This window comes from Microcoleus sp. B4-C1, assembly GCF_036705285.1.
Taxonomy (GTDB): domain Bacteria; phylum Cyanobacteriota; class Cyanobacteriia; order Cyanobacteriales; family Microcoleaceae; genus Microcoleus.
This window is the reverse complement of sequence record NZ_JAUBUC010000061.1, coordinates 17,705-42,457: the sequence shown is the minus strand read 5'-3', so window position 1 is coordinate 42,457 and position 24,753 is coordinate 17,705. Positions and strand designations below refer to the sequence as shown.

General features: G+C 46.7%; 26 protein-coding genes and 1 pseudogene. 9 read left to right on the top strand and 18 right to left on the bottom strand.

Annotation, left to right across the window (positions count from 1 at the left end; translation table 11 throughout):
• The 3 genes from QUB26_RS22195 to QUB26_RS22185 all read right to left on the bottom strand — a co-directional run.
• The coding region (locus QUB26_RS22195; RefSeq protein WP_333319746.1) for a sulfotransferase domain-containing protein at positions 1 to 759 on the bottom strand (759 nt) is incomplete at its 3' end.
• A 183-nt stretch (positions 760 to 942) separates the two neighbouring features.
• Positions 943 to 1,149 carry a hypothetical protein gene (locus QUB26_RS22190; protein ID WP_333319744.1) on the bottom strand — a complete coding sequence of 69 codons (207 nt, stop codon included), beginning with the start codon at positions 1,147 to 1,149 and terminating at the stop codon, positions 943 to 945.
• 9 nt (positions 1,150 to 1,158) lie between these two features.
• Positions 1,159 to 1,428: a hypothetical protein gene (locus tag QUB26_RS22185; protein WP_333319742.1), complete on the bottom strand. Its 270-nt coding sequence runs from the start codon at positions 1,426 to 1,428 to the stop codon at positions 1,159 to 1,161.
• 368 nt (positions 1,429 to 1,796) lie between these two features.
• Here QUB26_RS22185 and hpsA point away from each other — a divergent pair, with 368 nt between their 5' ends.
• The 5 genes from hpsA (at position 1,797) to QUB26_RS22160 (ending at position 9,813) form a co-directional block, all read left to right on the top strand.
• Positions 1,797 to 6,989 carry a hormogonium polysaccharide biosynthesis protein HpsA gene (gene hpsA / locus QUB26_RS22180; RefSeq protein WP_333319740.1) on the top strand — a complete coding sequence of 1,731 codons (5,193 nt, stop codon included), beginning with the start codon at positions 1,797 to 1,799 and terminating at the stop codon, positions 6,987 to 6,989.
• 55 nt (positions 6,990 to 7,044) lie between these two features.
• Positions 7,045 to 7,722, top strand: coding sequence for a hormogonium polysaccharide secretion pseudopilin HpsB (gene hpsB / locus QUB26_RS22175; RefSeq protein ID WP_333319738.1), 678 nt, complete (start codon positions 7,045 to 7,047; stop codon positions 7,720 to 7,722).
• A gap of 64 nt (positions 7,723 to 7,786) precedes the next feature.
• Positions 7,787 to 8,827, top strand: coding sequence for a hormogonium polysaccharide secretion pseudopilin HpsC (gene hpsC, locus QUB26_RS22170; protein ID WP_333292907.1), 1,041 nt, complete (start codon positions 7,787 to 7,789; stop codon positions 8,825 to 8,827).
• A 58-nt stretch (positions 8,828 to 8,885) separates the two neighbouring features.
• Positions 8,886 to 9,497 carry a prepilin-type N-terminal cleavage/methylation domain-containing protein gene (locus QUB26_RS22165; RefSeq protein WP_333319736.1) on the top strand — a complete coding sequence of 204 codons (612 nt, stop codon included), beginning with the start codon at positions 8,886 to 8,888 and terminating at the stop codon, positions 9,495 to 9,497.
• Positions 9,498 to 9,684: 187 nt separating this feature from the next.
• Positions 9,685 to 9,813 carry a hypothetical protein gene (locus QUB26_RS22160; RefSeq protein ID WP_333319734.1) on the top strand — a complete coding sequence of 43 codons (129 nt, stop codon included), beginning with the start codon at positions 9,685 to 9,687 and terminating at the stop codon, positions 9,811 to 9,813.
• On the opposite strand, the gene QUB26_RS22155 is transcribed toward QUB26_RS22160, so the two are convergent.
• The 13 genes and pseudogenes from QUB26_RS22155 to QUB26_RS22095 form a co-directional block, all read right to left on the bottom strand.
• Positions 9,791 to 10,588 (bottom strand): cobalt-precorrin-6A reductase, encoded by a 798-nt coding sequence (locus QUB26_RS22155; protein WP_333319748.1) that lies wholly within the window; start codon positions 10,586 to 10,588, stop codon positions 9,791 to 9,793. The two genes, QUB26_RS22160 and QUB26_RS22155, sit on opposite strands and share 23 nt — an antisense overlap.
• A gap of 28 nt (positions 10,589 to 10,616) precedes the next feature.
• Positions 10,617 to 11,129, bottom strand: coding sequence for a hypothetical protein (locus QUB26_RS22150; RefSeq protein ID WP_333243461.1), 513 nt, complete (start codon positions 11,127 to 11,129; stop codon positions 10,617 to 10,619).
• Positions 11,130 to 11,457: 328 nt separating this feature from the next.
• Positions 11,458 to 11,724 (bottom strand): hypothetical protein, encoded by a 267-nt coding sequence (locus tag QUB26_RS22145; protein WP_333243464.1) that lies wholly within the window; start codon positions 11,722 to 11,724, stop codon positions 11,458 to 11,460.
• A gap of 99 nt (positions 11,725 to 11,823) precedes the next feature.
• Positions 11,824 to 12,057 (bottom strand): annotated as a pseudogene (locus QUB26_RS22140) (DUF3574 domain-containing protein); the annotation flags it as partial.
• 12 nt (positions 12,058 to 12,069) lie between these two features.
• On the bottom strand, positions 12,070 to 12,261 hold the full coding sequence (locus QUB26_RS22135) for a hypothetical protein (protein ID WP_333243467.1): 192 nt from the start codon (positions 12,259 to 12,261) through the stop codon (positions 12,070 to 12,072).
• A gap of 514 nt (positions 12,262 to 12,775) precedes the next feature.
• Positions 12,776 to 13,123, bottom strand: coding sequence for a hypothetical protein (locus tag QUB26_RS22130; protein WP_333243470.1), 348 nt, complete (start codon positions 13,121 to 13,123; stop codon positions 12,776 to 12,778).
• Positions 13,124 to 13,456: 333 nt separating this feature from the next.
• Positions 13,457 to 14,539 (bottom strand): ABC transporter ATP-binding protein, encoded by a 1,083-nt coding sequence (locus QUB26_RS22125; protein ID WP_333319732.1) that lies wholly within the window; start codon positions 14,537 to 14,539, stop codon positions 13,457 to 13,459.
• Between the two features lie 220 nt (positions 14,540 to 14,759).
• Entirely contained in the window at positions 14,760 to 15,623 is an 864-nt protein-coding gene (locus QUB26_RS22120) for a carbohydrate ABC transporter permease (protein WP_333319729.1), read from the bottom strand.
• A 98-nt stretch (positions 15,624 to 15,721) separates the two neighbouring features.
• The gene (locus tag QUB26_RS22115) at positions 15,722 to 16,615 is read right to left on the bottom strand and encodes a sugar ABC transporter permease (RefSeq protein WP_333319727.1); all 894 of its coding nucleotides are present in this window, start codon (positions 16,613 to 16,615) and stop codon (positions 15,722 to 15,724) included.
• 258 nt (positions 16,616 to 16,873) lie between these two features.
• A complete protein-coding gene (locus QUB26_RS22110; RefSeq protein ID WP_333243481.1) occupies positions 16,874 to 18,190 on the bottom strand; it encodes an ABC transporter substrate-binding protein in 1,317 nt (438 codons plus the stop codon).
• 460 nt (positions 18,191 to 18,650) lie between these two features.
• A complete protein-coding gene (locus QUB26_RS22105) occupies positions 18,651 to 18,782 on the bottom strand; it encodes a hypothetical protein (RefSeq protein ID WP_333243485.1) in 132 nt (43 codons plus the stop codon).
• Positions 18,783 to 19,168: 386 nt separating this feature from the next.
• Entirely contained in the window at positions 19,169 to 20,533 is a 1,365-nt protein-coding gene (locus QUB26_RS22100; protein ID WP_333243488.1) for a DUF4912 domain-containing protein, read from the bottom strand.
• Between the two features lie 98 nt (positions 20,534 to 20,631).
• On the bottom strand, positions 20,632 to 20,895 hold the full coding sequence (locus QUB26_RS22095) for a hypothetical protein (RefSeq protein ID WP_333243491.1): 264 nt from the start codon (positions 20,893 to 20,895) through the stop codon (positions 20,632 to 20,634).
• A 203-nt stretch (positions 20,896 to 21,098) separates the two neighbouring features.
• Here QUB26_RS22095 and QUB26_RS22090 point away from each other — a divergent pair, with 203 nt between their 5' ends.
• The gene (locus QUB26_RS22090; protein ID WP_333243494.1) at positions 21,099 to 21,221 is read left to right on the top strand and encodes a hypothetical protein; all 123 of its coding nucleotides are present in this window, start codon (positions 21,099 to 21,101) and stop codon (positions 21,219 to 21,221) included.
• 101 nt (positions 21,222 to 21,322) lie between these two features.
• Positions 21,323 to 22,891 (top strand): cysteine--tRNA ligase, encoded by a 1,569-nt coding sequence (gene cysS / locus QUB26_RS22085; RefSeq protein ID WP_333319725.1) that lies wholly within the window; start codon positions 21,323 to 21,325, stop codon positions 22,889 to 22,891.
• A gap of 50 nt (positions 22,892 to 22,941) precedes the next feature.
• On the opposite strand, the gene QUB26_RS22080 is transcribed toward cysS, so the two are convergent.
• On the bottom strand, positions 22,942 to 23,130 hold the full coding sequence (locus tag QUB26_RS22080) for a DUF433 domain-containing protein (protein ID WP_333243500.1): 189 nt from the start codon (positions 23,128 to 23,130) through the stop codon (positions 22,942 to 22,944).
• Positions 23,131 to 23,240: 110 nt separating this feature from the next.
• Here QUB26_RS22080 and QUB26_RS22075 point away from each other — a divergent pair, with 110 nt between their 5' ends.
• Entirely contained in the window at positions 23,241 to 23,468 is a 228-nt protein-coding gene (locus tag QUB26_RS22075) for a hypothetical protein (protein WP_333210616.1), read from the top strand.
• Positions 23,465 to 23,749 (top strand): type II toxin-antitoxin system RelE/ParE family toxin, encoded by a 285-nt coding sequence (locus QUB26_RS22070; RefSeq protein WP_333243503.1) that lies wholly within the window; start codon positions 23,465 to 23,467, stop codon positions 23,747 to 23,749. The genes QUB26_RS22075 and QUB26_RS22070 overlap by 4 nt, the downstream gene beginning before the upstream one ends.
• A 28-nt stretch (positions 23,750 to 23,777) precedes the next feature.
• Here the strand turns inward: QUB26_RS22070 and QUB26_RS22065 are convergent, their stop codons facing one another.
• Positions 23,778 to 24,746, bottom strand: a complete 969-nt coding sequence (locus QUB26_RS22065; protein ID WP_333243506.1) for an alpha/beta fold hydrolase — start codon at positions 24,744 to 24,746, stop codon at positions 23,778 to 23,780.
• Positions 24,747 to 24,753: the final 7 nt, after the last annotated feature.

Here is a 24,753-nt window from a genome sequence, read left to right as displayed (position 1 = left end):
CCAGCCGAAGTCTCGATCGCACAATTGGGCTAGTCTTTGGTTGTGCGATCGAAAATATGCTCTCAATTGGTCGTATACTGTCTCGCTGATGGGGGTATATTGGGTGGCGTTGTATTTTTCGTAGGTTTGTAGTTGGTGCGGCGGCAATTCTAGAAATTCTAAGACGCTGTTGTATGTGCCGAAGGGATTGGTATATAAGTCTTCGCTTTTGAGGATTAAAAGTTGTGATTTGGGAAAAAGTTTCATCCAGGCTGGGAGTTGATCGGCGTAAATGCCGCGGGTTAGATAACTGTGGTGTTGGTGTTCGTAACTGTAGTAGTTTGGGTTGGCTTGGAGTTTTTCTATTTCGCCTTTGAGTCTTTCGGGTTCGGCGGCGATCGCACTTTCTAATGATAGGGATTCGTAGCCTATTTTGATATAGTAATAATAGTGGGAGATTGCGCGTTCTACTGGGTTTCTCAGCAGGGCGATTATTTTAACTTTGGGACATAAATCATAAATTCGCTGGGGAACTTGGGGGTGACAGATATAGTAGGGGCTGGCTTCTCCGGTTACTAGATTTTCGCTTGTTTGGGGCTGGGGAAATTGGGCGTAGTACCAGTCGGGGCTTTTGTCGAAGTTGAAGTCGAAGTAATGGATTTCTTTTTGGACTGCGGGGGCGACTTGGGGATGTTGGATTAGGTAATTGTACAGGGATGTTGTGCCGCCTTTTTGGGCGCCGATGATGATGAAGTCGGGGGGTTTGGGGGGTTGTTTCATGGGTGGGGATGCTAGGTTTATTTGGCACTTGTACTGACAGTGTTTCGGATTTGGCATTTGTACCGATTGTCCGCCGGGGGTTAAAACCCCCGTCTCATAGCGCAAGTCCTTTGAAAAGGACTGAAGATGTATTTATATATCTAATATCTTAATATTTGATTAGTCCTCTTTAGAGGACTTTAGCTATGAGACGGGGGTTTTTAACCCCCGGCGGGCTGGGGCGCAAGACGAAAATTCGATCGCACTTGGGGGCATGACGGAAATTCGATCGCACTTGGGGGCATGACGGAAATTCGATCGCACTTGGGGGCATGACGGAAATTCGATCGCACTTGGGGGCATTAGGGCAATTCGATCGCACTTGGGGGCATTAGGGCAATTCGATCGCACTTGGGGGCATTAGGGCAATTCGATCGCACTTAGGGGCATTACGGCAATTCGATCGCCCAATTTAGATTTGATCGCGCTGACAGGCTTAACTACTCGATCGGCCGATCGTGATTGTAGATTCCGGTGGTTGAAAAGCGCTAGCAAGGCGAACACAACAACAAAGCCGGCCAGATAGGGGCTGGGAAATACATCGGATACGATCGCGATCGCTGTTTTTGGGCGATCGCATTCACTCTGGGTCTGACCACGAATTTCAAAGGTGGTATCAAGCCCCCGCATTTATCTCGCGCAAGTCAATCGAAAATCGAAAATCCTCAAGCCCCCGCATTTATCTCGCGCAAGTCAATCGAAAATCGAAAATCGAAAATCGAAAATCGATTGACCCCTGACATTTCAATTTAACTAGATTAGAGTGGAGTTAGGAATATCTAATCCCTGCGGGGCAAATCTTTCGCTGAAAAATATATTATCGGCGGCGATTTTGGTTGTGGGTTTGTGGGTTTTATTTTTCAGCCAAGGTACAAATTAAAATTTGTGCAAGAGGCTGATATGCAGGTTGTGGAAAATGGGAACAATAAAGATGGGATTGTACTGTCGAGCAGTAACTACCAGCAATACCATCTCTGAAATTATTCAGGAAGGCGTCAATGTTTAAGAGCAAATTATCCAAAGTTATCGTATCCCTGCTGCGGCGGATTGCTGGTGTTACCAGATCCGGGGCGAAGCGGCTGATGAGAGCAATGCTGCAAACCCTGATGGCTATGGGCCGGAGGGCGAGACTGCCGGTGGCGGGGTTTGTGCTGCCGACGGTGACGATGGTGTTGCTGGTAGTGATTTTGTTGACTGTGGCGATTACCCTGCGATCGTTCGATCGGGCAAATACGGCGCGTAACGTGCGCGTGAACCAGCAGGTGCTGGCGGCGGCGACTCCGGCGCTCGATCGGGCGAAAGCGAAAATTCAGTACGCTTTATCCCCTCAAGGAAGCGGAACACTTGATACACCATCAGACTTGAGCGTTTACCAAGCGCTGGATTCAGATCGCTTTAAATTTGGAGATGAGGATGTTCTACAGGTTAAGGTTGATATTGATAATTCAAAGGTAATTGAGCCTGCCCCTGCCGATCTAACTAAAATTAATGAAAGCGAGAGGATAAATACCGCTTGGAGGTTCCCTGTAGATACTGACAACAATGGGAAATTTGATACCTACACTCTATACGGGATATATTTTCGCAGCCCACCTCGCGAGCTGAACACAGGAGAGTTTAATAGAGCTAGAAAGGGTTTAGAAGCCCGAACCCCTCCTATGTCGGTATCCCAAGGTTCTACCAACGCGATCTGCAAGGCCGCAGCAGGTACTAGCGCTAGTTTGGTAGGCAGTACGGACTGGTACAAAGCAGAGGGCGTACTAAAAAAAAGCTTCTTTGTCTACACAGTGAACGTGCCGATTAGTAATATTACGGGAGTCACTCAACCTGACGACTACGAAATATTTAAAGGATCTCCAAGTTTCTCTGCTTTGGAGTATCAACAAGACCAAAAACGCATTCCACTACAAAATAATGCGGTGGTTTATGAAGATGATTTAGAAGTATCTCCAGGTCCGGCACTGCGTCTGAACGGACGGATATTTACTAACAGTAACTTTATGGTCACTACGACTTTTAATGGTCCGGTGGCATTCTATCTCGTTAGCAGCAAAGAATCTTGTTTCTACGACCTAGAAAATAGCAAAATAGTCGTTAGCGGTAATGTGGTTAACGGCTGGTCGGGAAGTAGTGGCAACACTGGCAAAGACATAGCGGTGCATCTATTTGGGAAGGAGGCTACCGATCCAGTCACCACAAAAGCAATTAAAGGGGCCACAGACCAATCTGTAGCCTACAAAGATGGTGCTTTGGGGGTCATGTACAATAACAAGGCTTATTCCGATCGCATCGGTTTGTTAGTTTCCGAACAGCAAAAAAATGCCCCTGCTTCCGATCCCCAGGAAGTTAAAAATGCTATTGCCACACAAGTTCAAGAAGAAACTGACCCCACTGCTCCCAGCGCCGATCGTCAAAACGAGATTCGAGGCGAAAAGCTGGAATCTTACTTTAGATTGCGGACGCGGAAAGTGCCTTTTGCAGAAGTGTCGGCCACTGGAGACGCATTGGCTGGCTTTGTCGATCCTGTAACAAAAGTGGTGACTTCATCTCCATTCGGTGGTACAGGGGAGGAACTGCGACCGGTGGATCCCTGGGTTATGCCTTTGGACAGCAACACTAACCTCGATACAAGTGTAAGGCTGCAAGCCAACAGCCCGGAAAAGGTAGAGGAAGATAATAAAGAATCCGAGTTAGGTGATCGCATAGTCGTAGGCAATAATCTACCAGCACTAAGGTGGAGAAGCGATTTGGACCCTCCCAAATTTGTGGGTGAAGGTGAGGAAGGAAGAGACACATTGGGAGTTAACTGGCTGGATGGGGGCCAACGCTACCGAGAACCGCAAGTGAGGCAGTTCGCTGATGTAGGGGGAGCAGAGAGAGACGGCTTCTGGGAAAAGAGTGCGGCCCAAGCACCTCAAACAGCAGTTGATGGCATTGGCGGATTGCGGGTAATTACGGGTGCGGGTGTTTACGAGCGCACAAACTCTTTTCTGCCACCTCCCAAAGTCTTCAACCCTGCTGCGAATGCAGTATCGGAGTTCTACGACAACCCGGCAACTACTGCTGTAGAAAAGTTCCCTGTTGTTTGGCCCGACTCCATGCCGATGTCACCCGGCCCGAATTCTAAAGTTTATAACAATAATCCTGCTGGTACTGGCTGGACTGATTTGACGGCTGCTACTTGGGGCACTTTGCCCAAACCTCTGACATCAAATTTGAGCGGCACTATTGACCCCAAGACTCCCCAGTATGCTAAGGGCGACTTGCGGATGCGTGCAAGTGCGATCTATCACTACGCAAACAACCCAAGCGATCAAAATGCTAAATTAGCTGATAGCCCGCTGGCTTGTGTCAGCAGCTATTACGATCCGAGCTACCGATACAAGAAGGGTACAACTTTATTTGATTCCAGTCTCAACCATCCAGATTTGCCATTGGGAAGCGATAACAATGGTAAATCCAACAACGGCATCGTCTACGGCCCTCCTGACGCCAGACCGACCGGTGCAACTCTAACGGCAAGTCTCCTGACTGATCCATCAAGTCTCACTTCAATAGGAACACCAGAGAATCGCTTGAATTATCAAGCCAGTCTCGTCTTCCCCGACGGTAGGTTTGTCAACGAGAACTTAAGGAAGGCTTTGCAGAAGGCGGACGCAGAACGCAGCTTGTCGGAAAAAGCTGCGATCGACTCTACTCTTTGCTCTTTTAAAATTTTGGCAAATCCGACTACAGGCTTTGCTACCACCTATCTCGACCACGGGACAATTCGGGAAGTTGCTTTTCTCAATCCTAGGGAAGTTAAGGCGATAGACAAGGACGACCCAGCTACTGCAGTGGACGAGACTTATAGCCTTAGCAGTCCCTTAAGTTCTTCCACTGGTACCGGCTTGATGGCTCGCGCTCAGAGGGCGCAGCTAACCGGACAATACGACCTTGCTCTAGCAGAAAGACAACCCCTAGAAATCCGGGTCACGCAATTAGATATCGATAAGCTAAGGAACAAAAATTCGGTCACTTACGATCGATTGCCCAAGATCAACACCCTTAACAAGGAGTATATGCTGCCTTACAGCGGCCTAATTTATGCCAGCCGTGACGATGCAGCACCCGATCGCAGCGATCGTACTCCCAATAGTCTTGGCACTGCCATTGATACAACCCGCAGCCAGCTAAGCAGCTCAACGGATTCTCGGCTAGACCCCAGTCGCCGCCCCCACGGAATTATGCTGATTAATGGATCTAGCTTGGGCCGCCCGACAACTGTAAGCACGGTGACAGACGTACTCAAAGAGAAGGGTTTGCTGTTGACTTCTAACCTGCCGGTGTACATCCAAGGCGAATTTAACAAACACACCAAGAGGGAATTTAAAGGGGCTTTTAGTTGGACTCCCAGCGATTTCTACGGTCGCCTCGGTTCCAACCTAGATCCCGATTTTGCTTGTCGCTTCAATGATCCGCGATACCCTGGCAAATGCGCTGGCAGCGATAATTGGCGAGCGGCAACAGTGCTCTCGGATGCGATTACCCTACTCTCTGAGCCAGTGTCAGGTAATTTACAGGATGGCTTCCGGTACGGTGTCCGCAATCACGGAGATTTTGACCTGAGAAATAATGCAGGTACCACGATCGTCGGCTATGACTTGAATGGCGATGGTGACACCAGTGATGTCGGTTTTAATGAAGCTGACTTCGGGTTTGACCTCAATGGAAATGGGACTACGAACGATACGGGCGTTAACGTTAAAGAGACGGAGGTAACGGCTAAAGCAGCTCGCAGGATTAACGGTTTTGGTGCTAACAACTACGTCACTAACGGTTTAAGTAGCGGTGCTGCTTTTGACATTCTCAACCAAGAAAAGTTCGGGCAAAGCACGGGGACTAGCGTTACACCAACAGACACAAACTACAGGACTACCACAGGTGCTGCTCCCAATAGTTCATACTTCAACAATTTCGTTACGCCAGTTCAGCGACGGGCTAATTTTCCAGAATATGTAATGGAAATCTGCCGGAAGTTGCCTGTTTCAGCTTGCGGGCCTAATGACTGGGTAGTTGGTATTGATGCTGCTCCTCTTGGGGAATTTAATGGTGAAATAGAACCGACAAGCGCTGTCCCAGCAACTATTACCACTGCCGATCAACTTTTATCAGGTACAACAGCTAGACCAGCTATCGATCCAGCAGATCGCAGATATCCCCGTCGCGTCGCTTTTTTGCGAAACAGTGCAGGTCCCAACCAAAATAGGCTGGTACTGGATGGCACTATCCCTGTGGCACTGGGAATTAATAGTAGCAACCAGGTAGCTCACTACGCCACAGGAAATCCCGTCAATGTAACGATATCTAGTGGTGCGCTTAATGTACCCACCGCCGCTAGTCAGCCTCCGCCCAAAGACAACGCTCTTTGGTATGCGACAACCACCAATGCTAATCGAATAGGAGGAATGGACTATGGCAATGATAAACCTCTGTTGTACGCCAAATTACCAACAGTTAGTAGCGGAGTTCCTAATACAGTTGAGCAGCCACAGCTAAGACCTACTTTGCAAATTCAGGCAACAACTACTGATCCAGCCCCTGGTGCGGCCCCAGGAATAGGCCTCAACGCCAACGAAAGGCGATGGATACAAAAAGCACGACCGACGGAGTTTAACCTCATAGTCGCCTCCAATGACGTTCCTTCTCGGGCTATCTCTGCCACCCTGGGCGACACCAATGGTGGTATGCAAAACTTACCGCGCTTTATGGAAAATTGGAAAGGCTTAACTCACTCGATCGCAGGTTCGTTTATCCAATTCAAGCGCAGTTCTTACGCCACTGCTCCCTACCTATCTGTTATTGATCCTGCTGGTGGTTCTCTATTCAAGGCCAAGCTATTCGACTACGACACAACCTACCCCACTACCCCTTACAAAATAGAAACAGGAGGTGGTACGATCGGCTATTTCGTACCGCCTGATCGGGAATGGGGATTTGATGTAGGTTTGCTTTCACAGCCGCCTGACTTGTTTGCCCAAAAATTCACTCTCCCTGCTTCTCAGAAAAAACCTGACGAATATTTCAGAGAAGTCAGCCGGAATGATGATTGGGTAAAAACTTTAATGTGCGCTGAAAAATTGAACCCTAATCGCGCTCCATCTGGAATATATGCTGTAAATGACGGCCCTAAACCAGCAGGCTGTCTTTAACTTCCCTGACCTTTAAACCCTCACATTCCTGAGTTCCCAATACGGAGTGCTTACTATGATAAAACGCCAACAGCCACACAGTAGTTTACAGAAGTCTGAAGAAGCCGGCTACACGATTATCGAGTCATTGGTAGCGATGATTGTAGTTTCGGTACTGATGATTGCGATCGCCCCCGTGATGGCTTTCTCAGTAGCAACTCGCGTACAAGCCAAACGGATAGAAATGGCTACTCAAGCCGCCCAAACCTATATTGAGGCGCTCAGGTCTGAGGCGCTTAAACAAGGTGCTAACGGGTTTCCTGCTCAGTCCACAACCAAGCAATTAGAGGACACTCCCGCTCCAACCAACGTCAACGCTCTTTACTGCATAGACATAGACAAAAAAGATGTAACAACTGAAAAGTGTGAAACTGACAGCAATCAAGACCTTGTAGTTCAGGGCTACTACTATAACAACTTACCCGCTGCTACAAATCCGGCAAAAACAGGTTACAGCTTAATTGTTCGGGTTTACAGGGCTAGTTCTTTTGCTAGTGGCGTCGGAGCACTAACAACTCAGAGAAGTATTCAAGTCAACGCCCCAAACCGACAAGTACAGCAAGGAATTACTAGCTCAGGGCTGGGAAATCTCCGAGCGCCTTTGGTAGAAATGAGAACAGAAATAGGTGCTAGCGATAGAGAAGGTGCTTACAACAGTTTGTGTACTCGCATTAATGACGGCCCATGTCAGTAATAATCAAAGTCCCCGTTATTAAATTTAAAATCGCTCCCCCCATTGGACAAAGGAAACAGTCAAAATGAAAACTTTACTCAGGTTGCTTCTAAAAACTCAGTACCAGCGAAACCGCTCAGGGCCAGCTCAAACAGAAAAGGGGATGACTCTTGTCGAGCTATTAGTCGGAGCAATTATGGCGTTTTTAATCATTACGCCGATGCTCGGTTTTGTAGTCGATATGCTCAATACCGACAGGAGGGAACAAGTCAAGTCAAATACCGAGCAAGACCTTCAGGCAGCCGTTGATTTCATCGCCCAAGATTTGAGTCAAGCTATTTATATTTACGATCAGGCAGGAATCACTGCTATTAACCCCGCGACTCAACTTCCTCCGGCTCCTACAAATACCACAGGTACTCCAATTTTAGTATTCTGGAAGCGACAGCTAATTAAAAATGCTGTTCCTATTAATTCGACTGTTAGTGCAAAAACACCAAGCGCTTGTCCAGCTAACGGTAGTGAGTGCAACGACACTTATGTACTATCCTTAGTGGCTTACTACCAGATCAGAGATACTGCTCCTAACTCTATTTGGTGTCAGCCTTCAGGAGGCAATTGTCCTACCCGTATTGCTCGCTATGAAATTAGGGAGCCAGTTAGAAATCCCTACACCATAGATCCCACAAAACCTTATTACGATGCGGCAGATTTAAGTGATAGTCAAGAAGGCAGTAAGGCATTTAATAAAGACTTTGACTTTAATAAGCCCACAGTAAATGTGACGATGGGAGCAAATTTTCCAGATCCTGAAGTATTGGTTAATTACATCCACTACAGTAGCACTAATGTTCCAATACCAACCGGAACTCAGTGTCAAACTCTTCTTTCCGTAACACCACCACCACCACCAGCAACATTCAATGCAAACAATTTACTAATAACGGACAGCTCAAACCACAGCTTTTACGCTTGTGTTGATACATCTAAAAACATAGCCAGAGTGACGCTCAGAGGAAACAGCCTGCGCCGCATTCAAACTGATGCTGATTATGAGGCCACGAAATCGGCATATTTCCCAACAGCAACCGTGCAAGTACAAGGTTTAGGTGGGTTAGGAAAATAACGGATTTCTGAAACACATTTCCGAATCGCCGCCCGCCGATAAACAATAGGAGAATACCATGAAAACCCCACCCATATTATTAAAACTTTTGCATAACTCGGCTGCCAAGCCCAGCCATAATTTCAACAAAACTGCATCCAGAAAAGATGATGGAGGATTCACCCTTCTAGAAGTGCTCGTGATAGCGTTAATCATAGGTATATTCAGCTCGATCGCGGCTCCAAGCTGGCAGGGATTCATCAACAGACAAAGAGTTCGCACTGTCAACGATCGCGTTTTCCAATCATTACGACTTGCACAAAGCGAAGCAAAGCGAACTAAGCGCGATATCACTGTTACATTTGATACAACGGTCGATCCGCCAAAAATTACGTTTACCCCCCCACTAGCTACGGGTGGTAGTACGCAGACCTTAGATGGTGGAGGCGAAATTCCACCCGGCACCATTGCACTTCGTCATAATGCGCCTGCACCTGCAAACTCGATCGTTTTTGACTATCTGGGTAATGTAAATGAACTTCCGTTAGATACATCAGCAAATCCAAATGTTCGTCGATTTGTTGCCACAGTTTCTACTGTTAACGGTGGTGCTAAGCAGTGTGCGATCGTGGAAACTATCATAGGAGGCATGAGAACTGCTGAAGGAAATGATTGCCCAACGCTACCCTAGTTTTCAATAAATTTAATCTTAATCTCTAACAGCAATTCCGCATAAGTTCTGAATTGCTAAAATCTATTAACTTAAATTATTTTATATTTCCAATCCCCTTAAAAATGTCAAAATATGCAGCTAGAACTAAAACAAATAATCATCCAGCCAGGAAACCAACTATTAACTCAAAGAGATAACCTGGCCGATGTTTGAAACCCTACAAACCGAATTAGGAGAAAGTCGCGCATCCCGACTTTCCTACAGCAAAAGAACATTAGAAGTCATGGTTCCCCTACCCGAACACGAAGTTATCAAAGTCCTGATAACTGCTTAACTAACCAAGCGATCGCCCCTGCAACATCAGCAACCTGCTCAACATCCCCAATCGGCGGCCGCTGCACCATCACCACCGGAATTCCCAGTTCCCTAGCCGCCACAATTTTCGCATAAGTAGCAGCGCCCCCGCTGTTTTTACTAACAATTGTATCAATCTGATATTCTAATAGTAATTGGCGCTCCTCATCCAAAGAAAAAGGCCCCCTTGCTAATAACAACTTACCATTAGGAATAGGAGAATTGACTGCCGGAGGATCGATCGCCCGCATCAAAAACCAAATAGCATCCAAACCAGCAAAAGCAGCCAATTCCTGCCTACCAATCGTCAGAAACACCCGCTGAGACAGCCCTAATAAAGCCTTCGCAGCCTCCGAGTGGCCCGCAACTTCAATCCAGCGATCGCCCTCCACCCTCTCCCAAGCAGGCCGCACCAGCATCAAAAAGGGCACATTACATTCAGCAGCAGCAACAGCAGCATTAGCAGAAATCCGAGCCGCAAACGGATGAGTAGCATCGATTAAGAAGTCGATCGGGCGATCGTCTCCGTTGGCGTAGTCCCCGTAGGGGCGGGCTGAGCTAACGCGCAAAAACGCCGCCAGCCCAGCCGCCCCACCAAACCCCCCAATTCGCACCGTACCCGTTTTGGGGGTAAAAGGCTGTTGAGTGCGTCCTGCTAGCGAAGAAACCACCTCTATATCAGCAATTTGAGACGCTCTCACCGCCAGTTCCGCAGCATCCCCCGTCCCCCCCAAAATTAGCAACCGTTTTTTCACCAAATTATACTTCTGCCTGCAATTTTCCTTAAAAACCGATGACTTGAGTGTCAGCAGGCAGTGCAGTGGCCTCGGAGACCTTTTTAAACACAGTTGCCTGCTCGTTTAAGGAATTAGGCCTCGCCTGTCCGGGATTCGTGCCTTGCAACTGAAGCCGCATTTGACCTTCGGGAGTCAACTCAAAAACAGTCTCAACGGTTTCTGTGCTGCTGAGGCCGACATCAATGTGCATCGGTTTTTCACCGAGATTAACTTTGTACCTCATTTCTTTGGCGCGGGCGGCTCCATCGGGGCCTTTAGCCATGAGAAACAATTTGCCTTCTGGGGCAAAGACGAAGGTGAAAGACTGACCGGAGGGAACAGTGCCTTGCCATTGGCCTAAGAGTTGCTGGTCGAGGGTGCTAGCGGCCGGGGCTGCTGTTTCTTGGGCAATTGTTGGTGTTGCTGCGGATGCTGAACCGAGGGCGGCGTTGAAGCTAATGAGGATGCCCAAGCAAAGGCTACTTGCGATCGCTTTACCAATCATTTTTGAATTAGACATGAGACCGATCTAAAAATTGGTTATTTGTTTTGTACACTGTAGCGGTAAAACCGTACATTAGTGTAGTTTAAATCCCTTTTAGGGATAGATATAGGTTGAGGTTCCAACCTGCAACGCAGTTGTCATCCCCGGACTAAAGCTTTTCCTGAGCTTGTTGAAGGGTCACGGGGCTTTCAGTTTTTTTTTATTGTAAAATCCAATACAAATTCGGCTTAAGCTGCACAGTTCGCTGTTCTGAGTAGATTGTTCTTAACTCAAAACAGCTAATTGACTATTGCGATCGCACCCCCAGATAATTTGGCAAATCGATCGCATTAATAGTCCTTCATTAATTTTTTTCAGTATCGGGTTCGACTTGTTCTATAGGAGATTGCGGCGCTGGTTCCTGTGGATTTCGCGATCGTTTCATTAGCTCCAATGCCTCTGCGTAAGACCAAGCCACGTTCACAAGAAAAGCTTTCGCCATGCCGGACAAATTTTGTGCATCCTCAGTTTCAGGCGCTTCAGCTTTTTGGTTGCCGTCATTCATCATATTTTTGTTTTCTCCCGGCCAGGTTTTTATAGCGATTTTTTGCAGTCTGCGATCGATACCCACAAATTATGATTTTTCTTGCACCCGCACCCTACGTATCTTTGAGGATATGACCTTGATTACCACGAATAATATCATAAATACGCTGATTGGATGACCACATCAGAAAGAAACCTTAACTTCGCTGGTTGCCCGCAGCACTGACTCTTGCTGGAAAGTGCGCTTGTAAGTTTCGATAATTTCCTGAATAGCTTGATTTTTTTTAGGACTCCTTTCATAAATTAAAATAACTATTTTAGAGTTTTCTCTAATCAGAATTCCCGATCTGTTGAGAAACTGCCCTGAGCCGTCTAATACGGTTAGCCATTCCCGAAAGCGAGGGGTAATAACTGCCTTGACAAACTCCTGCTATTCTGATTCATAAATTGTCTCGCATCCCGGTTTGGTTAAGCCAAAAAATAGTTCATTTTTGAGGAGATTTGTTTGCTTGGCATTAGTCTCCGAAGTTTCGGGAAGTTGAGCGCCGGCAATTGTCGCAGAACAAACAGGCAGGATGAACAGCAGGCCGGTTAAGCAAAGACTGTTAAGATGTTTATTCATCAGGAATTACCTGCAACTTCTATATGTAGGGTGCAACTGAGATGTTGCACCATTCTCAATAAGCTTTGTATGAACAGGCAAGATGCCTGTTCCACAAGAAAATTCACTCTTTGTGGAACAGGCCGAAAAGCCTGTTCCTGAGAATGGTGCAAGATGTTAGGTGCAACCTAAGCGCTTTACCACTTATTTATTCGTCTAAAGGGAAAGAGACGAAAGTTTGCGTAGTTTGACCTCGAACTCGTATTCCAGAGGCTAGCTAAGTCACAATGGATTTGATTTAACATAAAAGACTTCCAACTCAAAAACCCAGTTTCACCTGAGAAACTGGGTTTTTGAGCATCTGTTCTAGTTTATTTATGATTGCCTACTTGATTGCGTCTGTCGTATTAACTAGCTCAACCTATTTTAAACGTCAAACTTTTCAGGTGTCCAGAAACCCGGAAGGGCGAGCACTCTTGGCTGCGCCCCGAAAGCAATCAGGTTTCTCAGTGTTATATTTTTTTAGGTGGAGCTACTAATCCTTTAATTCGCGGATACTTCTCTTAGCAGTGTCTTGATACATCTCCCCCATTTCTTTCACGGCTGCTCCTGCTTCTTGGCCAATCTTCTGAGCTCGTTCGCCGGGAGAGTCTGAGGTTTCGCGAGCTTCTTGCCTCCATTCCCGTGTTGTTTGGGGTCTTTCAGGATTGTTGAGCTCAGACTTTGAGCTGGCTTGCGCGCCAAAACCTTTGTTACTGCTTCCCGAATCAACATTTGTTGTTAGCAGCAAAAAACCGACTAGGACAACACTCAAAAAACTCTTAATTTGAAAGCCCTTAAGCAGGGAACTAATTCGAGCAATGGCTGTGGAAATCAAATTCATCTCAGTAATACTCCCGAAGTTAATTGGTGATAATTTTCAACATTTTTTCATCTAATTGACTCGCTCCAAATTTAGCAGCTAATGCGAGGTAAAGCCAACTTAGCTTTAACTTGCGATCGACCACCTAAATAGAGTTATAGGTTAGCGATAAAATCTGCTAAACACGCAACCTATGTGTCAGCCAATTAGCTTTTTCACACATGAATATCACGTTAACAGCAGCCAAATAGTTCTACCTCTAACTAAAGTCATAACTTAGTTAGAAGCAAAAAACATATTTTTATACACATGGTTAGACAATTTTTAATCAAGCATGGTATGCAGGGCAAATTCTTATTGCAAGCGATCGCCCGTTTTCACGTCAAACCAGTGCAGCAACTGAGACGGAAAAACCAGCTCTACAATTTCTGAATTCCAGTGGCGGTCATTTGGCAGCAAAGCCCGCACCGTTACTGACTCCAAACCTTTAACTCGGACGCTAACTAAATTTTGCATTCCCAAGTTTTCCACTAAATAAACCTCACCTTTAATTGCCTCTGGGGCCGACATATTGCCGGCCTCTACATCTGCAAAGCCGACGTGTTCGGGGCGAATTCCCAAGACAATTTCTGGCGGCACAGTCGGCATATTTGGGAGTGGAACTCCAAACTCCCCCAACTTAGCAAAATTTCCCTGGCATTTAAGCACTAGCAAATTCATTTGCGGGCTGCCCACAAAACCAGCTACAAACTGATTTGCCGGACGAGTATAAATTAAGTGTGGCGGATCGAGCTGCTGCACGTTGCCGCTGTTGAGAACTGCGACTTTTGTAGAAAGCGTCATTGCTTCAGTTTGGTCGTGAGTTACGTACACTACAGGAGCTTTTTGTGAGGAAAATAATTGTTTAAGTTCGGCCCTAACTTTTTCCCGTAATAATGCGTCGAGATTGCTCAAAGGTTCGTCGAGCAAAAATACTTCCGGTTGGCGCACTAATGCGCGGCCGAGGGCCACTCGCTGCCGCTGTCCGCCTGATAGTTTTCCTGGTTTGCGATCGATTAATTCCGTCAATCCGAGGGATGTCGCAACTTCTGTCACTAACCGATTGATTTCGCTGGAGGAGATTTTGCGAAGTTTGAGGCTCGACGCCATATTCTCGTATACTGTCATGTGCGGATACAGCGCGTAACTTTGAAAAACCATTGCAATATCGCGATCGCCCGGCCTGAGATAAGTGACATCGCGATCGCCAATTCTAATCTCCCCCCTAGTCGGCTGTTCCAACCCTGCAATTAACCGCAGCGTCGTAGATTTACCACACCCCGACGGCCCCAACAAAGTCAGAAATTCCCCTTCGCTGACATCCAAACTAATGTCTTTCACGGGAACTACTTTAGGGCTGTAGGTTTTATTGAGGTTTTTGAGTTGCAATTTTGCCATGATTTTTAATGGGTAATTGGAAATTGGTAAGAACAGCACGACACGGATAAACACGGATACACGGATTAATCTTCTGTTGCTTGTTTTGACTGTTTGCTCGTTTCCAGGCTCTGCCTGGTAACGCATATCCGGAGGCTCTGCCTCCAATTTTCCTGTTTAACAAGCGAGGCAGAGCCTCTAGATATCGGTTCCCAGGCAGAGCCTAGGAACCAGTTCTAAACTATCCTTTTACCGCCCCCGCAGTTAAACCCTGAACAATGCGCCGCTGGAACACCAAAACCAGCAAAACCAAGGGCAAAGTTCCCAAAACGGTAGCTGCGGCGATCGGGCCGTAAGGAATCTCAAAGACTGACACCCCGCTGAGTTGAGCAGTTGCGACGGGAATAGTTTTCAGAGATTCGCGAGTCATAAATGTCAGTGCAAAAATAAACTCGTTCCAAGCTGAAATAAACGTCAAAATTCCCGTTGTGACTAACGCGGGAAATGTCATCGGTAGCACGATTTGCCACAGCATTTGAAAAGTGTTGTAGCCGTCAACTTTAGCCGCATCTTCCAAATCTTTTGGCAACTGTTGAAAGAAACTTCGCATCACCAAAATTGTCAGCGGCAAATTGATAGCAGTGTAAGGAATAATTAAGGCTAAATAATTATTGCCTAAATCCAAAGCTTTGACAATTTCCAGCAGTCCCAAAAATAGCAGCACCGCCGGAAATAGCGTTACAATCGTCACAGTTGCCAGGATAATTCTCTCGCTCCACAGCCGCAACCGGGCTAAAGCGTAAGCTGCAGGAGCGCCTACAGCCAAACACAGCAATGTTGAAGTAATGGAAACAAAAGCGCTATTTAAAATGTAAAGTGCAAACGGGCGGCGCTGGAACAGCGACAGGTAATGCTCGAAAGTAATTCGTTTGGGAATGTAGACGTTGGGAATCGCCGAAATATCCGCATTTACTTTGAAAGAAGTTAACACTTGCCAGATAATGGGTGCAAGGAAATATGCGACAATTAAGAGCGCTGAGATTGGCAAGATTAATTGCCGGATGTCAAAGGTTTTTTTGCTAGGTTGTTCGCGGGCGATCGACATAATTTATACCAATGAAAGGAAAAATTTAAACCGTTCAGCAATCTAAAATCTACAATCTACAATCCTCAAATCTCAAATCTAAAATCTAAAATCTAAAATCAATTGATGCGGGCTCTCGATAACAGATAAGTGGCGATCGCAACTGCTGCCACTAACATCAAAAAAGTACACACCACCAAAGCCGCCCCATACCCAAAGTCTAAATACCTCATTACCGTGCTGTAAATGTAGATAGAAACCGTCTCCGTTGCCCCCGCCGGCCCCCCTCCCGTCATCACCTGAATCAAATCAAAAATGCCGAAAGCTTGGGCAAATCGAAACAGCACAGCAATCACAATTTGGGGCATCAGCAAGGGCACGGTAACTTGACGGAAACTCTGCCAGCTACTCGCGCCGTCAATCGCGTGTGCTTCGTACAAATCACCGGGAATTGACTGCAATCCTGCTAGCAAAAGCAAGCTGACAAAGGGCGTAGTTTTCCACACATCCGCTGTAATCACTGCCATCATTGCCAAAGTCGGATCTCCCAGCCAGCTAATGCTATTTTGAATCAATCCCAATCGCCTCAAAATGTCGTTAATTACCCCGTATTGGTCATTAAAAATCCACGCCCAAGCTACTCCCATCAATGCAGTGGGCAACGCCCAAGGTAGCAGGGAGATTGTGCGAACAATGCCGCGCCCTGGGAAGGATTGATTTAAGACTAAGGCAATGCCCATACCGAGAATTAATTCCAGCACAACAGAGGCGACAGTAAATACTGTGGTGTTGCCTAAAGTTTGCCAGAAACGCCCGTCACCTAACATTCGACTGTAGTTAGCAAAACCGGAAAAAACCAGTTTTAATTCTGTACCGAGGTTTTGGGTGAATAAACTCAGCCAAAAAGCCCGCAATATTGGGTAAGCAAATACTAGCATCAGAATTATCAAAGCTGGTGCTACTAATATCCATCCGGTTTTTTGTTCGCGCTGTCGCATCTTGTCTAATTGCATCTTGTTCACCTTTAATTTATTTTTGGGCGGGCTAGAAGCCCAACCCCTACTCCCCACAATTGAATTAACTGGTTTGTGGAACAGGCATCTTGCCTGTTTCTAACTCTTTGTGGAACAGGCATCTTGCCTGTTTCTAACTCTTTGTGGAACAGGCATTTTGCCTATTTCTAACTCTTTGTGGAACAGGCATTTTGCCTATTTCTAACTCTTTGTGGAACAGGCATTTTGCCTGTTTCTGACAGAGGCAAGATGTCAAATTTACGAAGCTTGGGGTTGTTTCAAACTACCTAATAAATTGCGAGTTTCGCTAGCGGCTGCTTTCATTGCTTGTTCTGCACTCATTCTCCCGGTAAAAGCGGAACTCAAATAGCGCTGCAAAATATCAGAAGCTTGAGCGTATTGTGCCAGGGGCGGGCGCAAAGATGATCGTTCCACTACTTTTAGCAGTTGCGGGTAGTGGGGATATTTGGCGACTATTTCTTTGTTGGTAAATAGGGATTTGTAACTGGGAACTAAACCGGTTTGTAAAATAAATTTGCGCTGGGTTTCCTCGCTGGTAAGGTACTCAATTGCTTTCCACGCTTGTTCTGGATGTTTTGAGGTTTTGGCAATTCCCCAGCCCCAGCCGCCCAAGCAGGAACCGCCTGTTTGACCGGTACTGCTGAGCATTGGCTCGATCGCAATTTTACCTCTAACATTCGATCCTTCGGCATTTGCCAGCTTCCAAACATAGGGCCAGTTTCGCAAAAACAGCGCTTGGCCGTTTTGAAATAACAGCCTGGTTTCTTCTTCGCCGTAGGTGGTGACACCGGGAGGAGAAATGCCAGAGGCGATCGTATTTTTGAGAAATTCCACTGCTTTAATTGCTTCTGGTTTATCTAACCCAACTTCAAAAGTTTGCGGGTTAGCCCAGAAGCCACCAAAACCGGAGAGCACTTCGACAAACATCGCAGATACTCCCTCGTATTGTTTACCTTGCCACAGATAACCCCAAGTTGCTTTTCCCTGTTTTTGCAAGTTTTGAGAGATTTTTACCATCTCTTCAAAGGTTTTCGGGGCTGGAATTTTCGCTTGTTCTAAAATGTCTTTGCGGTAATAAAGCATTCCGGCATCGGAAGCGTGGGGAATTCGATAAAGTTTGCCCCGATACCGCCCGCCTTCGACGTTTCCTTGGATAAATTTTGATAGTTGTTCGGGGGGAATTCTGTCTGTCAAATCGCTTACCCAACCTGCGGCTGCAAATTTGGGAACCCAGACAATATCCATGTTGATGATGTCGTAGGGCGATTCGCCTAAAAGAAAGGCAGATGTGTAAAGATTTTCTATGAGATTGCTGTCAAAAGGCCCTTCTATGAGGTTGATGCGAATGTCGGGGTTTTTCTGTTCAAATTCTTTGACAAAGGGTTTCCAGTTAACAAGGTCTTGACCTTGCATTAACATGGTGATCGCGACTGGCTGTTGAGTCAGTGCCGGCAGAATAAATAAAAGCAAGACGGTGGCTAATGTGACAGCGAATAAGGCTAAAAGACGGGGACGCTTCTGGCTTCGTTGCTGCGGGGAATTTATTTTTTGCATTTGCTTTTGAGAAATGGCGGTGCGATCGCCTTATTTCTTTGATAACTCGCTTTCTTTTGTTTCGCTGGATTTAGCCAGTTTGTGCAATAAAAATTTAACTACCAGCCGGGAAGTCCCTCGGTATATTTAAAGGGGATTAATCTGAGCGCTGCGCGAAGTACCCCGTTGGGAATTACTCCTTGGGATGAAAGGCTCGTCGGGTGTAGGTACCCAAAGCGACAATTATTTCTGTATATCCCTTGATAATCTGGAAATACTCGGATACTATATTAGCAAGTGGGGGTGGAACTACCTCACTATAAAAAGCCTTTGAAAAAAAGGAAAAAGAAGCCTGCGGTCTAACTGTACTCAGTTGACCGTCAGGTTTGTTCACGTAAACTTTAGCTTACTTAATAATGCTTGAGTGAAGAGTGCACATTTTGATTTAAGTAGGTGGAAGGGGAGTTTAGTAGACATCTATCTATAGAGAGATATTGAGATAATTGTCTAATATAGCAGTTGTCAATCGGATGAAACTCACATCTTGCACCATTGTCAAGAACAGGCAAGATGCCTGTTCCACAATGAAATTCATCTTTTGTGGAACAGGCATCTTGCCTGTTCCTAAACAAGTAATTGAGAATTGTGCAATATCTCAGATGAAACAAAGTAGGGACTTACACCCAGCCTAAGTCCCTACAGATGCTCGCATCCAATCTATATTTATCCCTACTTTTAAGCATTGGTATAACTTTTGTCGATCGCCCGATCGACGATCTATTCTGCTCTAAAAACCAGGTTTCTGAGTAAGTCCTAAATACAAACTAAATACAAAAAACACCGCTCCTCAAAACAGGAGAACGGTGTATAGGGGGTGTTATGGGTTGTTGTCTGGGATTAACCTTAACAAATCACGATCGGCTGAGGCTATGCCTTGTGATGGTTAAAAAATTGGCACAAACCTGAACGATCGCCCGCTGCTCGATCGACCGCGAGCGATTAGCCCAACCATTCCACAACAGCATCCTGCTTGGTATTGGTGCGCCGTTCTGGGGTTTCGCGGTTGAATTTCAAGTGGATGGCGCGGTTTTGTTCGCCGTCTGCTGCTACTGCAAAAATCGGATAGTCGATTAAGCCGTCTTGGAAGGACATCTGGAAGCGGAAAGTGCCGTCAGGATTGAGTTTAATCGGCTGTCCGCCTACGTAGACGGTAGCGTCAGGCTCGGTGGCGCCGTAGACAATCAGTTCGGCATCAGCAACTAACCAGAACTGGCGGGGGCGCATCGGGGCGGCGAAGCCAACTCCCGACATACCGACACCCGACATACCGAAACCCGACATGGTGAGACCGGACATACCGACACCGGACATGGTGAGGCCGGACATACCGACACCCGACGCGGTGAGGCCGGACATACCGACACCCGACGCGGTGAGGCCGGACATGGTGGGAGCCGCCCACATTCCGACGCCGGAGGGGAACACGTAGGAACTGAGAGCTTGTTCGTGGATGCCGACTTGCTGGACTGAACCGGCTACGTGCTGCATGGAACCGAAGATAGAACCCGCTACACGCAGGGATTCTGCCGATTCTGCCATGCCGAAGATTTGTTCGTAGATGGCGTTGCTGGTGCTGTAACCACCGCCATTGACTGCTTGTGCGAGTTTCTTGGCCGGAGGAACCAGTTCCGCGAAGGTTTTGCCCTGCAATTCTTCTTCCCAATCGAGGGTGATGAATTGATCTTCAATCCAGTCGCTGGGATAGACGGGAGGAACGCGGACTTCTGCCGATCGAGCTAATACCAGCCAGCGGCCATCTGCACAGCGGTAGCCGATGTCGATCGCGTAGTCCCGATCGCTCACGGGGATTGGCACGTACCATTCCCGCGCCAGTTCGTCGCAGGGATATTCTTGAATGCTGTGCGGGCTTTGAATGTCGAGGTTAACATCTGTAACGTCGTAGATCCGCAGGGCGAGTTGCTGTCCTCCTTGGCGACGCAATTCTTCTTTGCGATCGTTGGGAATGTCCCAGTAAGTGTAGGCCCATTCTGGGTCGCGGGGCATTAAAACCACCCGGCTTTCGCCGTAGCCGTTGGGCAAATCTGCTAAACCTTCATCTACAGACGACAAAGAACCGCCTGTTCTATCTTCTTGACCGAGTTCAAACTTTGCTGCTTCCACTGCTTCTTGTGCCTCTAGTTTGCGAGATGGGCTGTAGGAAAATTTGGTGCGCTGAATTTCTTGAATTGATGCCAGGAGTTGCGATTTCCGCATCCGGCTGTAGCGAGAGACTCCACATTCGCTAGCAACTCTGCGGAGTTGTCGCAAAGTCATCTCTTCTAATGGTGGGCGTTCTTTTGCCATGAGTTTGTTCTCCACTAATTTAGGATGGCGGGTTAGATTTTTCGTTTCAACACAAATGTGTTGACTTTTTGAGTTAGAAACTCTTTTTAATCCACATATTATCGAGCTTCCAAATCTCTCCAACCTTTGAAGCCTTGCTTGTTTTTAGCTTGTCTTTTCCCCAATGCGATCGGGGGTTTGGACTTATTGGCTTCTGCGCGCACCGTTCGATCTAAATAAAGCTTTATCTGTCGATTCTTGATTGACAAGATCGATTTTGTGAGTGCGATCGGTGCTGCTAGCAACGCTGTGCTGGCAGCACACGCGCTATTCGACTCCCAGTGCTGCTTAATCGAAGCATTTCTTTGGGATCGTTTTGTCATGACTCAATGTTGCAGACAACTTGCGATCGGGTCAAGGGGTCTTTTCCTTTAATTCTGGGTACTTATACGCATTTTCGTGATTTTGGGGATCACTTTGTCAGGGAATCTTGACAATTAAGCGCTTGTGGGGATCGTCAGGGAAACAATTGTCAACATTCCCTGACATGAATTAGATGTGAGATTGAGTCGGCCAGGGCGGTACTATGGATAGAGGAGATTTAGTACAAAATTTGGTAGGCTGGCAGTTGGGCGGTACTCTTGTGCGAGCTTCGCTAACGGGCGATCGCAACTACAAACCAACATTCCTGAACCCAAAAAAGGTTTGACGCTACCTATACAGATAAGGTGGGCACTGCACACCCTACACATAGAGCTTCTGCGTAAATCTTGTAAAATCTAAAATCTAAAATCTAAAATCTAAAATCGAATGACTCTAACGCTTTACAACAGCTTGACCCGTCGCGAATCACCTTTTGATCCCCTCGAACCAGGAAAGGTGCGGATGTATTGCTGCGGCGTTACGGTATACGATTACTGCCACGTCGGCCACGCCCGCGCTTACATTGTTTGGGACATGGTGCGCCGCTATCTGATGTGGCGGGGATACGATGTGCGCTACGTGCAGAATTTTACAGATATTGACGACAAAATTCTCGATCGCGCCCGCGAAACCAATTCCACAATGGAAGCCGTGGCGGAACGCTTCATCGAGGAATATTTTGTAGATATGGACAAGCTGAATATTCTCAGGGCCGATGAATATCCCCGCGCCACCCATACAATCGACGGCATTAAACGGCTGATTCACGAATTAGAAAATAAAGGTTATGCCTATGCTTCCGGCGGCGACGTTTACTATAACGTGAGGCAGTTTGCCGATTACGGAAAACTTTCCGGCCGCAAGTTGGAAGAAATGCAGGCCGGGGCTAGCGGTAGATTGGAAACCGCAGAAATAGAAGCTCAAAAAAAGCAAGATTCCTCTGATTTTGCCCTGTGGAAAAGCGCTAAACCCGGAGAACCTGCTTGGGATTCATCTTGGGGAAAAGGTCGCCCCGGATGGCACATTGAATGTTCGGCTATGGTGCGCGATTGCTTGGGCGAAACTATTGACATTCACTGCGGCGGTTCCGATTTAACTTTTCCGCACCATGAAAACGAAATTGCTCAATCTGAAGCCGCGACTGGCAAGTCACTTGCTAATTATTGGATGCACAATGCTTTTGTGACTGTCAATGGCAAAAAGATGTCGAAATCTTTGCACAATTTTATTACAATTCGCGATTTGTTGGAGGGCAATTGGTCGGGTGATTTGGAATCTAACCCCCCCCAGCCCCCCCTTGGTAAGGGGGGGAGTCAGAATGAAGACTCCCTTGGTAAGGGGGGGAGTAAGAATCAAAGCGAGAATGCAAAAGCGGTGGAACCGATGGCGGTGAGGCTGTTTGTGTTGATGGCGCAGTATCGCAGTCAAATTGATTTTACCGAAGAGGCGATCGCTAGCGCTAGAAATGGCTGGAATACCATCAATGAAGGTTTGCTGTTTGGGCTGCGCTACGGTTCTCAACTGAGTTGGGACGTTGAGAAAACTGGACAGGATAGCAAAGCTGTGCAGGAATTTCAATCAGCGATGGACAATGATTTCAATACTCCCGGCGCTGTGACGATTTTGTTTGAATTGGCTAAGGAATTGGCCAAAGAAGGCAATGTTTTAGTGCATCAGGGAAAAACAGAAAGTTCGCCGGATTTGTTGCAGCAAAAATGGGTAACTTTGGTGAGTTTGGCTGGGGTTTTGGGTTTAGAAGTTCAGCCGGAAAGTGATAGCAATGATGCTGTTGACGGTTTGAGTGATGCGGATATTGAGGTGATGATTCAGCAGCGGAAAGATGCCCGGAAAGCTAGGGATTTTGCTGAGGGCGATCGCATCCGCAACGAACTTAAGGATAATGGGATTACTTTGATCGATCAAAAGGATGGTACAACCATCTGGCATCGTGGTTGAAACTAAATTCATAGTCTGCGGAGGCCGACTTTGTTTGACAAGAAGCGGTTTCAACCGCCGAATTCTAAACACGCTCTAATGTCTTCCTCCGTCAACTCTGGAAAATCGTCTAGAATCTCTGCGTGAGACATTCCCGCAGCCAGCCAACCCAACACATCATAAACGGTAATTCGCATTCGCCTGATGCAAGGCTTTCCACTGCGTTTACCTGCTTCAATCGTAATGATGTTGTCGCTCATGACAAAACCGAGTTTAGTACATTTTTTTAGTGTAGCCTAGTCTTTGAATAAGCGATACAATTTACTCAACTTCGCAATTTGTTCAACCTTAGAGCTAATAGCCTAACTCTATGAATACCCTCGACCAAGTGCTAGAAACTGCTTTACAACTGTCCTACGAACAGCAGGAAATGCTGATAAAAATCCTGCAAAACCGTCACCGCGAGAGTGTCCGCGCGGAAATAGCTGCTGATGCCCAACGAACCTTAGCTGATTTCCGTACAGGCAAATTTCGACACCAGTCAGCCGAGGATGTTATTGCAACATTACGCCAGTCTTTGGACGAGCCGGAAGCATGAGACAACTGGTTCTGACTCCCAAATTCAAACGAGCATTCCGCAAGTTTGTGAAACGAAATCCTGACCTCCAGCAACGTATTGAAGACTCTCTTCAACAAATGGAAGCAGATGTATTTTTTCCAAACCTAGGTACCCACAAACTAGGCGGCAAACTCGACGGTCTTCAGTCTTGCTCTTGCGGCTATGATTGTCGCATCGTTTTCTCGATTGAAGAGGATACGGAAACAAATAGTGAAGTCATTGTTTTACTCGATATTGGGACACATGATGAGGTCTATTAACTGGGTCAGTTATTATTAGACGACCACTTCATAAAAAACTTGAACTTGTATTTAACTTATCCACAAACTCCGCAACAGCCGCGACAAATTCTGCGGTGGATTCATAAGGTAAAACATTGCGCCCCGGCATTAATAAACCTTCCCCATTGGGAAAATAAGCTAAATATTGCGCTAATCTTTCATCCGGTTTCTCTTCCTTACCCGCTTGACTGATGCTTGAGGCTTTTTCTCCCATGACAATGAGTGCAGGTCGATCGAACTTTTGAATCGTACCGCTATAATCCTGGCGCCAAAACCCCGCTAAAAACGAGAAAACCGCGTGTCTGCTGTCAGGATTTGCCGCCCCAGCCTGCAAAGCATCCAACCATTCGCTGTCAACTTGTGTGGCATCGCCAAACAGTTGTTTCACAGAAAAAGACCGCAAAAACTCAGCGCGTCTGGCGTAGCGGTAAAAAGCGTTTCCCAAGGGAGAATTTAACAAATTCCAGACAATTCGTTGCTGTCTTTCGGTCGAATGTTTGTTCATTACCGCCCAAGCTGGAGGCCCTGCGAGAACTAAGCCACGAATTAAATTTGAGCCGCTTTCCTGCTGCATTTTTGCTAAAGCCAAGCCTACAGACAGTAAAGCACCTTGCACGAGTACGATCGCAGGTTTTTTGACCACAGTTTCCAAGAAATACTGCAACTGTGCCGCCCAATCGTCAGGATAGCAAGCCACAGCAGGCATTTCGCAATCGCCGCAGCCCAAAAGGTCGGGATTATAAATTGGATTAGTGTTCCCTGCTTTGTACCAACTCTCACAAAATCTATGCCAAAAGATTCTTGACAAACCAACTCCTATCGGGTGAATTAATAACAAAGGGATACTATCTTCGGTCGCAGTAGTTGGTTGATAAACTTCATAAGCACAGCGATAATTTTGCCATTCGTAAAACAGCGTTGGGGATTTTATAGACGAGATGGTGGAGAAATCTTGGGTTGAATATTGCGGTTGCATATTATTT